The sequence below is a fragment of the Actinomadura roseirufa genome (genome assembly GCF_900659635.1).
Taxonomy (GTDB): Bacteria; Actinomycetota; Actinomycetes; order Streptosporangiales; family Streptosporangiaceae; genus Spirillospora; species Spirillospora roseirufa.
In genome coordinates this window covers 18,022-27,647 of record NZ_CAACVB010000100.1, presented here as the reverse complement: position 1 = coordinate 27,647, position 9,626 = coordinate 18,022, and the positions used below count along the sequence as shown (strand labels likewise).

9 protein-coding genes are annotated in these 9,626 nt (G+C 70.4%); 1 reads left to right on the top strand and 8 read right to left on the bottom strand.

Features of this window, described 5'->3' with window-relative positions; translation table 11 throughout:
• Positions 1–328 precede the first annotated feature (328 nt).
• Complete coding sequence (locus E1291_RS21420; protein WP_131739657.1) at positions 329–712, bottom strand: DUF5997 family protein; 384 nt, start codon at positions 710–712, stop codon at positions 329–331.
• Between the two features lie 55 nt (positions 713–767).
• Between E1291_RS21420 and E1291_RS21415 the strand changes: the two genes are divergently transcribed.
• Complete coding sequence (locus tag E1291_RS21415) at positions 768–1,451, top strand: LysR family substrate-binding domain-containing protein (protein ID WP_131739655.1); 684 nt, start codon at positions 768–770, stop codon at positions 1,449–1,451.
• 716 nt (positions 1,452–2,167) lie between these two features.
• Here E1291_RS21415 and E1291_RS21405 read toward each other — a convergent pair.
• The 7 genes from E1291_RS21405 to E1291_RS21375 all read right to left on the bottom strand — a co-directional run bounded on the left by E1291_RS21405 (position 2,168) and on the right by E1291_RS21375 (position 9,626).
• Positions 2,168–2,626 (bottom strand): nuclear transport factor 2 family protein, encoded by a 459-nt coding sequence (locus E1291_RS21405; RefSeq protein ID WP_165495224.1) that lies wholly within the window; start codon positions 2,624–2,626, stop codon positions 2,168–2,170.
• A 946-nt stretch (positions 2,627–3,572) separates the two neighbouring features.
• A complete protein-coding gene (locus E1291_RS21400; RefSeq protein ID WP_131739651.1) occupies positions 3,573–4,136 on the bottom strand; it encodes a dihydrofolate reductase family protein in 564 nt (187 codons plus the stop codon).
• 211 nt (positions 4,137–4,347) lie between these two features.
• A complete protein-coding gene (locus E1291_RS21395) occupies positions 4,348–5,337 on the bottom strand; it encodes an LLM class F420-dependent oxidoreductase (protein ID WP_131739650.1) in 990 nt (329 codons plus the stop codon).
• A gap of 8 nt (positions 5,338–5,345) precedes the next feature.
• On the bottom strand, positions 5,346–6,935 hold the full coding sequence (locus tag E1291_RS21390; protein ID WP_131739648.1) for an ABC transporter substrate-binding protein: 1,590 nt from the start codon (positions 6,933–6,935) through the stop codon (positions 5,346–5,348).
• Positions 6,932–7,738: an ATP-binding cassette domain-containing protein gene (locus E1291_RS21385; RefSeq protein ID WP_207400858.1), complete on the bottom strand. Its 807-nt coding sequence runs from the start codon at positions 7,736–7,738 to the stop codon at positions 6,932–6,934. Before E1291_RS21385 ends, E1291_RS21390 begins: the two co-directional genes overlap by 4 nt.
• Entirely contained in the window at positions 7,735–8,739 is a 1,005-nt protein-coding gene (locus E1291_RS21380; protein WP_131739644.1) for an ABC transporter ATP-binding protein, read from the bottom strand. The genes E1291_RS21385 and E1291_RS21380 overlap by 4 nt, the downstream gene beginning before the upstream one ends.
• A complete protein-coding gene (locus E1291_RS21375; RefSeq protein ID WP_131739642.1) occupies positions 8,736–9,626 on the bottom strand; it encodes an ABC transporter permease in 891 nt (296 codons plus the stop codon). Before E1291_RS21375 ends, E1291_RS21380 begins: the two co-directional genes overlap by 4 nt.

The window sequence follows — 9,626 nt, the reverse complement described above, 5'->3', positions numbered from 1 at the left end:
CCTCGCCATACCGCATCCACCAAGGGAAACCCGCCCACACCCGACAGGCCAGTCACCACCAAGACACAGTCGATAACCCCAACTATTGAAGCTCTCTAGCCGATGGTTCACCAGCCAAGTACGGTTCCCCTCGCCGGTTCGAACCAAGTACGGGGTCGGCCGCAGACCACCGCCCCCCATCCTCGCCCAACGCCAGCCTGACAATCCCATCCCGCTTCACGATCCCGTTGACCACATGAGGATCACGTCCATGCAGGGCGCCTTGACCCACGCGGCCTACATCGCGAGCAGTTGGGCGGCGGCGCTGGCGGCCGGGGCACTACGTGAGTCAGGCCTTGGCGCGCTGCTGCTTGAGGCGGAGTTCCTCCTGGCGGACTTCGGCTTGGACGGCTTGCTCGCGTTCCAGCCAGTCGGGCCTTTCGGCCTTCAGGTTCTCGATCTCGGCCGTGGTGAGCGGGCCCGCGACGCCGGCGCGGGTCAGCCCTGAGATGGAGACGCGGAGCTTGGCGGCGACGACCTGGCGGGGGTGGGGACCCTCACGGCGCAGGTTCGCCAGCCATGAGGGCGGGTCGGCTTGGAGCGCGTTCAATTCGTCCCGGGAGACAGGGCCTTCCTGGAACTCGGCGGGTGCTGCCGACAGCAGGATCCCCAGCTTCTTGGCCGCGGTCGCGGACTTCATGGTCTGCGAGGTCTTTGCTTTGGACGTGCCCATGACCTCAAGGGTAGCCAGCGGGAGGGAACTGTATGGACGTGACTAGGGTGGCGGAATGACCGATGGTGAGTTCCGGCTGGCCTACGTGCCGGGGGTGACGCCCGCGAAGTGGGCCGGGGTGTGGGCCGAGCGGGTCCGGGAGGTGCCGCTTCGCCTGCTGCAGATGCCGGCGGCCGAGGTCGTCCCCCTGCTGCGGAACGGTGACGTGGACGCGGCGTTCGTACGCCTGCCCGTCGACCGCGAGGCCCTCCATGTGATCCCGCTGTACCTGGAGACGACCGTGGTCGTGGTGCCAAAGGATCACGCGGTGGCCGCAGCGGAGGAGGTGGAACTCGCCGATCTCGCCGACCAGGACGTGTTCGAGCCACTCGACGATGTCTTGACCTGGGACGACCGCCCCGGGGAACCCGCCTTCACCCGTCCTGAGAGCACCGCCGGCGCGATCGAGTTGGTGGCGGCGGGAGCCGGCGTCCTGCTGCTCCCGCAGTCTCTGGCCCGCCTCCACCACCGCAAGGACCTCACCTACCGGACCGTGACCGACGCTCCCCAGTCCCAGATCGGCCTGGCCTGGCTCGAGGCCGTGACGACCGACCTCATGGAAGAACTGATCGGCATCGTCCGCGGCCGCACCCCCAACAGCTCCCGCGGCCGCAATCCCCGGCAACAGCCCGCAGATAAGAAGCCACCGCAACAGCGCTCCACCTCCAAGCACCGCCGCCAGAAGCGCCGCCGGAGGTGACGAGAGTCGTGCTCACCAACAACCCAAGGGCTCGGCGATCTCCCACAGCTCATCGGGGACCAACCAGCGCGCAAGCTCTGAAGTGTTCTTGTCCATCAGATCACCTCAAATGCGTGCTCGCGTTCAGGCGCCGCGGCTGTCAGCAGCACCACACCGTGACCCTCGGCCGTCTCGCCGGCTTGAGGCATCAGGACGGCCCCTCTCACGGCGAGGGCGGACGCGGTGGCCATCGTGCCCAGGACTTGTGTCCGCCCCGTCCGCCGGACGGTCAACGCTGATCACACCTTGTGCCGGCTCCTGTCGCGCTGTTCTGCGACATACGAGCAAATGACGAGCGAACACAGTCCGGTGCCGCGTCGACCGCTGACGCTCAGATGACATCCATGGTCGGCGACATGGGGTTCATATGGGTTGGGGGCCACTCGACGGGGCACCCGCCACCATGATCGGTGACGTCCACGGCGACTAGACGGACCGCCCGCCTGCGCAGCTCAGGAGGATAGGGGGACTGACGTGCCATGACTCGATCCTCTCAGGGAATCGAGCCTCCATTCGGCCCGGGGCGCTTCACTGCCCGTGCCCCTTATGCGGGCGCCGGAGGCGTGCTTGTGGGCCCGCACGATCGTCGAATCGACGCTGACCGTCCAGTCCAAACGCCCGATCGCGTCTGACGGACACGTCCTAGCGCCGTGGGTACTGTGCCGCTTCGCCGGTGCTCAGTCTCTCCAGCACCAGACCGGCTTCTTCTCGATGAAGTCGATCTGGACGGTCCGGCGCTCGATCCGCCAGAAGCCGCTCTCTCGCCGGTAGGCGTCGCTGTAGCGGACATGCCAGGCGACGTCGGTGGGCTTTCCCGACTCGTCTTCGTCGAGATGGTGCGCGACGCAGGTGATATGCCCGGTCGCCGTCGCGTTCTCGCGTCCCGGATCGAACACGTGGCCCACGATCTGGTGCGACGTGCGCGGGAACCTCTCCAAGGATCGGAGCGCCGCGGCGATCTCGTCTCGCCCCGTGAAGGAATGGACGGGTTCGAGCCGCTCCGGCGGGTCCGGCATGACCAGCACCGCGTCGTCGGCGAACAGGCCCACGAGGCTGGTGTACCTGACATGGTCGGCGTAAAGCGCGTACCTCGCGACGAGGTCGGCGAGGGCGACCCGGTCGCGCGGATCGAGCACCCTCATGAGGGTCCCAGGCGTTCGGCGCCGATCGGGGCGGCTCCCTCCGGGGCCCAGGGAGTCCCGCCGTAGCACGGGATGAAAAGCCCAAGATCCAGTGACATGTCCGGAGCATACAGGCGAGATCGCCAATCAGTCCGCACGGGCAATGGTCTGATGAGGTCCGCAGGTATCAAACCCAGCCCAATTGAGTAGCATCACTCAATCCATGGCATTTACTCACGGGTAACTTGGAGTCGACGCCACTACCAAGGAGATCGGAGGGCCGTGATGACAGGGATCGTCGACGTTCACGGCATCCTGAACTACCGCTACTTCCGTTCCGCCCCGAGCCTGATGGCGGCGGGCGAGGCCATCAGCCTGGATTGGACGTCCTGGCTCAAGCCCGGTATGGCCTCGGCGGGGCTGTGTGATGCCGCGGCGCAGGAGCTCCTGATCGAGTGGGTCGAGCAGATGCAGGCCGCCCGGCGGGCGGCCCAGGGCCCGCGCCCGGTCCGCCGCCCCGGGCCCCGGGAGCCTGCGGGAAGTGCTGCAGGAGCCACAAGGGCTATGCGCGCGATCTCGCAGAGATGTGCTCACTCCAAGGATCAACGAGAGACGCTAAGCCGGCCGAAGAATGGGTCGAGGGCTAGCCGCACTGACCATGGACGTTGGTAGCGGCGACGCGGCTTGCGCAACGACCGCGCACCCGTGCCCGCCGAGCTGCCGGGCGCGGGCTGGGAAGTACGCTACCGGCAGTCCCACCCGGACCGGATGTTCCCAGAGGACCCGCGCCGAGGTCGCCGGATTCGACACCACCGACAAACCATCGGTGAGCCCGCCCGCGACGTTGTGATCAGACAAGTCCCCATCGTCGACGAGTCCGGCGCACGGGCCGGCGCCGCCGTCGTCAGCACGCCGGGAAGGATTTCGACCCGGCCTTACGAGCCGAGCATTTGGCCCGTGCTCATCGCCTTGTCTCGTATCGGGTCAGCACCACGCCGCCGGGAAATGTCCGCGTCTCGACCGGCTTCAGGTTCACCCAGCTGTCCAGCGCGGTGAAGAACGGCGTGCCGCCGCCCACCAGGACCGGCACGGTGACCAGCACGTACTCGTCGATCAGCCCGGCTCGCATGGCCGCCCCGGCGAGTGTCGCGCCGCCGATGTCCATCGGGTCGCCGTCCTCGGCCCTGAGCCGGGTGATCTCGGCGACCGCGTCGCCGGTGACCAGGCGGGTGTTCCAGTCGACCTTGTCGATCGTCGAGGAGAACACCGCCTTCGGCATGTCCCGCCAGCGGCGGGCGAACTCGATGTCCGCCGGTGTGGCGCCGGGCTGCTGGTCGGCGGTCGGCCAGTGGGAGCTCATCGTCTCCCACAGCTTGCGCCCGTACAGCGCCAGGCTGGTCGCCCCCACCCGGTCGGACCAGTACTGGAACAGCTCGTCGCTCGGTACGCTCCAGCCGAGGTCGCCACCGGGCGCGGCGATGTAACCGTCCAGGGACACGTTCATGGCGAAGATCAGTTTCCGCATCGCGCCGGCCTCCCTTGAGTCGATCTCACACGTACAGACGGGCGAGGCGCGGAAAGTTCATCGGTGCGCGATCCGCGTCCGGGGGTAGTCCTCGCGTTCCGGACTCGGCACGGCGTTCGACGGCTGCCTCATCGGCAGGAGAAAGGTGACCGTTCGGCGACCGGGCCCGCCTCGTCGACGGATCCGCCGACGAGGCGGGCCGGCGGACGAGCTACTCGTTGCCCGGGCGCAGGCGGGACAGGACGTCCGGCAGCGCGTGGCGGCCTTTGTGCAGTTCCGGAGTGGGGGCGACGAAGAGGAGAACGGACGTCACCCCAGGCTGGACGAAGCGAGCGATCTGCCGGCGGCACTCGTCGAGGGACCCGTGGATCCACAGTGCGTCGACGATGTCGTCGGGCAGCGCGAGGCCCGCCGCCGGGCCGTCACCGGAGTCGTACAGGGCGCGGGACTCGGTCAGCCCGTCGCCGTGGCCGAGCCAGTCGTGGAAGGCCCGGTAGGGGGCCTGGTTGAGGATCCAGCCGAGGAAGGCCCGTCCGGTGCGGCGGGCATGGGCGGCGTCCTCGGTCGGGCAGACGAACAGCTTGACGACGACCTCCTTGCCCGGCGGCGGGGGTCCGGCCTCGGCGAGGACCTGTTCCAGATCGCCGGCCGCCAGGACGTTGGTGATGATGCCGTCGCCCTCGGTGAGACCCAGGCGGACCATGCCCGGCCGGAGCGCCCCAAGGATGAGCTTGGGCGGGACGGCGGCGGGCGGTGGCGGCCGGTAGCCGCGCACGGTGAACGTCTCGTACTCCTCGTCGACGGGATGGCCGTGCAGCGCGGACTTGAGGAACCGCACCGTGTCCCGGAGCCGGGCGACGGGCTTGGCGAACGGTATGTCGTTCAGGGCCGTCACATGGGCCGGAACCGAGGTGCCGAGGCCCAGCATGACCCGCTCCGAGGCCAGTTCGGAGAGGGCCGCCGCGGTCTGCGCGAGGACCACCGGGCCACGGGTGAACACCGGCACGACGCCCGTGCCGACGCCCAGGCCGGGCTGCCATGCCGCCGCGGCGGCCAGCGGAGTGAAGGCGTCGATGCCGCCGCCCTCGCCCGTCCACACGTCGGCGTAGCCGAGCCCGGGCAGCGCCTCGATCACCTCGCGGTGGTCGCGCAGCGCTCGCCCCGGCAGGGGCAGGTTGACCGCCCACCTGATCGCTGTCATCGGTTCGCCTACTTCCCGACGCTGACGGTCGTCAGGTCGACGAACCAGGACTTCGGCTGGATGAGGCCCTTGACGCCCGCGGAGAGGACGCGCGGGTTCCGGTCACTCACCACGAACAGGTAGGGCGCCTCGTCGGTGACGATCCGCTCGGCCTGGCGGAAGAGGGCGACGCGCTTGGCCGGGTCGAGGGTCCGCTCGGCCTCCTCGGACAGCGAGTCGACGCGGGCGGAGTACCAGTGGCCCTTGTAGACGGGTGAGCCCTTCGCCCAGTAGGCCCGCACCAGGGCCTCGGCCTGGAAGGTCACCGTGGAGGCGCACTGGACGTCCGCGCCCTGGACCGGCTTGCCCGAGTTCAGGTCGGCGAGCAGAGTCGACCATTCCACCTTCTGGATCTGCACCTTGATGCCGACCTTGGCCAGTTGCGCCTGGAGCGCGGTGGCGATGGGCACGGGGATGAGGTTGCCGGACCCTCCGGTCGGGACGGCGAGGGTCGTGCTGAACCCCTCTGGCACACCGGCCTGGGCGAGCAGTTCCCTGGCCTTGGCCGGGTCGTAGGCATAGGCGTCGTTGGCCGGGTCGTGCTGGTCGGTCGAGGCCGGCGCGTGCTGGTTGACCGGGTCCGCGGTGCCCTTGAGCAGGTCGCGCGCGATGGCCTCGCGGTCGATCGCGTAGTTGGCGGCCCGCCTGACGCGCACGTCGCCCCAGGGCTTCTTGGCCTGGTCGAACGTGCAGTACCACAGGTGGTCGTAGTTGTTGCCGAACAGCTGGAACCCGGACGACTTCAGCGGGGTGACGTCGTCGGGGCTCGGGTACTCGATCCAGTTGACCTGGCCGGAGCGCAGTGCGGCGGTGCGGGCCCCGGCGTCCGGGATCGGGCGCAGCGCGAGCTTGCCGACCTTGGGCGCGCCGCCCCAGTACTTCTCGTTGGCCACCATGGTGAGCTGCTGGCCGGGCTTGAGCGACTCGAACCGGAACGGGCCGGTCCCCTCCGGGTGCTGCGCGAACCTCTGGTTGCCGAGCTTCTTGACGGCGGTCGGGCTGGGGATGGTGAGGAAGGTCAGGTCGGTCGGCAGGTGGCCGCTGGGCCGCTTGGTGGTGATCTCCACCGTCCCGGCGTCGATCTTGCGGTACGACTCGATCTGCCCGGACCACAGCCTCGCGGCGCCGGCCGCCTCCGGGTAGTAGTAGGGGCTCTTCTTGTTGAGCAGCCGGTCGTAGGCGAAGATCACCGAGTCGGCGTCGAACGACGTGCCGTCGGAGAAGGTCACGCCCTGCCGCAGCTGGAAGGTCCAGGTGCGGCCGTCGCCGCTGCTCTTCCAGGAGGTCGCCAGTCCGGGGACGATCCCGGGCGTCTTCGTGGCCTGCTTCAGGTCGTAGCGGGTGAGCCCGTCGTACAGCTGGAAGTTGACGAACCGCTCGCCCTCGAAGCCCTGGGTGAACGCCATGACGGTGTCGGTGCCGGGGATGTCGGAGGCGGTCATGCCGATGACCAGGGCGCCCCCGGAGCCGGTGGACGGGGCGGCGGTGCCGCAGGCGGCCGCTGCGAGCCCCGCCGCCAGGACGGTACAGAGCAGTGCGCGGGGTCGGTCGAGTTTCATGATCGTTCTCCTGGTCGGGGAAGTGGGGGGATCGAGGCGAGCAACGTGCGCGTGTAGGGGTGGCCCGGCTGGGACCAGATCTGGTCCGCCGGTCCTTCTTCGACCACCCGGCCCTGCTGCATCACCATCACGCGGTCGGCGATGTGCTCGACGACGGCGAGGTCGTGTGAGATGAACAGCAGCGCGACGCCGGTGTCGCGCTGGAGGTCCGCGAGCAGGTTGAGTACCTGGGCCTGGATGCTCTTGTCGAGCGCGGAGACGGCCTCGTCGCAGACGATGAGCTCCGGGTCGGTCGCCAGGGCCCGGGCCAGCGCGACGCGCTGGATCTGCCCCCCGGACATCTCGTGGGGATAGCGTCCGGCGTCCGACGGCGGTACACCGACGCGGTTGAGCAGGTCGGCGACCCGCGCGGGGATCGTGCGTCTGGGACGGCCGTGGGCGCGCAGGTTGAACGCGACGGCGTCACCGACGGTCATCCGGGGGTTCAGGGACGTCTGCGGTGACTGCGGGACGAGCTGCAGCCTGGCCCGCAAGCGCCGCAGGGCCGCGCCCCGGGTGCGTGCGAGATCGTGGCCGGCGAAGACGACCCGTCCGGTGTCGGGCGTCAGCAGCCGCAGGACCATCTTGGCCGTGGTGGACTTCCCGCTGCCGGACTCCCCGACCACGCCGAGGGTCTCGCCCGCGTGCAATTCGAGGCTGACGCCGTCGACCGCGAGCGTCCCGGAACCGAAGGTCTTGGACAGGTTGGTCGCGCTCAGCAGCGGCCCGGTCGCGGACACATCGTTCGAGGGCGGCACGGTCATCGCGGCCCCCATTCGGCCTGCGCCACCGCGTTCGTGGCCCACGGCACCGGGCATGCGGCCGAGCCGCCACCGGAGACGGGTTCCAGCACAGGCCGCCGGATCGAGCACCCCGGCTCGGCGTGCGGACAGCGCGGCGCCAGCGCGCACGCGCCGTCGATCGCGGCGGTGGCGGACGGCGGCAGCCCGGAAAGCCCGGGCAGTTCGCCGCGGGGCACGCCGGGCCGCGGCTGTGCGCCGAGCAACGCGGCGGTGTACGGGTGGGCGGGACGGCTGAGGACGCGTTCGGCCGGCCCTTCCTCGACGACTCGGCCCGCGTACATGACGACCACCGTGGAACCCAGTAGCCGGGCGACGCCCACGTCGTGGGTGACCAGCAGCACCGCCATGTCCAGCTCGCGCCGCAGCCGTCCGAACAGTTCGAGGATCCGGGCCTGGACGGTCATGTCCAGAGCCGTGGTCGGCTCGTCGGCGATGAGCAGCCGGGGGCCGCAGGCGATCGCGGCGGCGATGGCGACTCGCTGCCGCAGGCCGCCGGACAGCTCGTGCGGGTAGGCGCGGGCGACCCGCGCGGGATCGGGGATGCCCGCCTGGGCCAGCAGTTCGCCTGCCCTTTCGCGTCGCGCGGCACGGGTCGTCCCGACGCCGTGAGCCCGCAGCACCTCGGCGACCTGGGAGCCCACCCGGCGCAGCGGGTCGAGCGAGCCGGTCGGGTCCTGCGGGACCAGGCCGATGTCGCGGCCCCGCAGCGACCGCATCTCCCGTTCGTCGAGGTCGAGCAGGGAGACGCCGTCGAGGCGGATCGAGCCGCCGACCTCGGCGCGCGCCCCGAGCAGCCGCAGCACCGCTCGCGCGGTGATCGACTTGCCGCTGCCCGACTCGCCGAGCACGACCGTGGTGCGTCCGGCCTCCACTTCGAAGCCGACGCCCCGGACGGCGTGCGCGACGCGTGGCCCGGCGGTGAAGTCGACGGTGAGGTCCTCTATCTCCAGCAGCGCGCTCATACGGTGTGCCTCGATCGCACGTCGAAGTGCTCCCGCAGGCCCTCGCCGAGGAGGTTGAACGCGACCGACGCCAGGAAGATCGCGGCGCCGGGGATCAGCGTGAGGAGCGGGGCGGTGAAGATGTGCTGGCGCAGGTCGTCCAGCATGGCCCCCCATTCGGCGCGGGGCGGGGCGACACCGAGCCCGAGGAACGACAGCCCGGAGCCCAGCACGATCGACAGCCCGACCAGCGCCGAGCAGTAGACGCTCAGCACGGGGAGCACGTTGGGAAGCATGTGCCGCATCGCGATCGTCGTGGTCCGCGCGCCGCCGGCCCGCGCGGCCTGGCTGAAGTCCAGCTCGCGCAATCTGGCGACCTCGGTGACCACCACCCGGGCGACGGCCGGGACGAGGATGACCGACAGCGCGATGATCAGGCTGGTCAGGCCCGCGCCCAGGGATGCGGCGATGGAGATCGCCAGCAGCACGGCGGGGAAGGCGAACAGCACGTCGAGCGAGCGCATCACGGCGTTCTCCAGCCAGCGGGCGCCGAGCCCGGCGACGATGCCGAGGAACGTCCCCGCCGTCCCCGCCGCCAGCACCGGCAGCAGGCCCGCCGCCAGCGAGGGCTGGACGCCCCAGACCAGGCGGCTCAGCAGGTCGCGGCCCTGGCCGTCGGTGCCGAGCGGATGCCCGGGGCTCCCGAGCGGCAGGAGCCGCTCGGAGAGGGACCCGGCGTCCGGGTCCGGCAGCGGCAGCACCGGGACCAGCACGGCCGCCAGGATCAGCAGTGACACCAGCACGGTTCCGGCGATGAGCGCGGCGCCCGGGCGGCGCCGGCGGTGCGGCCCGGCGCGCTCCGCGCCGACCGCGGGGGTGATGTCCGTGGTGGGGGATACAGGGGCCAT

Bases quoted from the DNA above. Each gene is read 5' to 3' on its own strand.
- E1291_RS21390 (WP_131739648.1), bottom strand. From the start codon at position 6,935: ATGAAACTCGACCGACCCCGCGCACTGCTCTGTACCGTCCTGGCGGCG.
- E1291_RS21375 (WP_131739642.1), bottom strand. From the start codon at position 9,626: ATGGCCCCTGTATCCCCCACCACGGACATCACCCCCGCGGTCGGCGCG.
- E1291_RS21395 (WP_131739650.1), bottom strand. From the start codon at position 5,337: ATGACAGCGATCAGGTGGGCGGTCAACCTGCCCCTGCCGGGGCGAGCG.
- E1291_RS21400 (WP_131739651.1), bottom strand. From the start codon at position 4,136: ATGCGGAAACTGATCTTCGCCATGAACGTGTCCCTGGACGGTTACATC.
- E1291_RS21380 (WP_131739644.1), bottom strand. From the start codon at position 8,739: ATGAGCGCGCTGCTGGAGATAGAGGACCTCACCGTCGACTTCACCGCC.
- E1291_RS21415 (WP_131739655.1), top strand. From the start codon at position 768: ATGACCGATGGTGAGTTCCGGCTGGCCTACGTGCCGGGGGTGACGCCC.
- E1291_RS21385 (WP_207400858.1), bottom strand. From the start codon at position 7,738: ATGACCGTGCCGCCCTCGAACGATGTGTCCGCGACCGGGCCGCTGCTG.
- E1291_RS21420 (WP_131739657.1), bottom strand. From the start codon at position 712: ATGGGCACGTCCAAAGCAAAGACCTCGCAGACCATGAAGTCCGCGACC.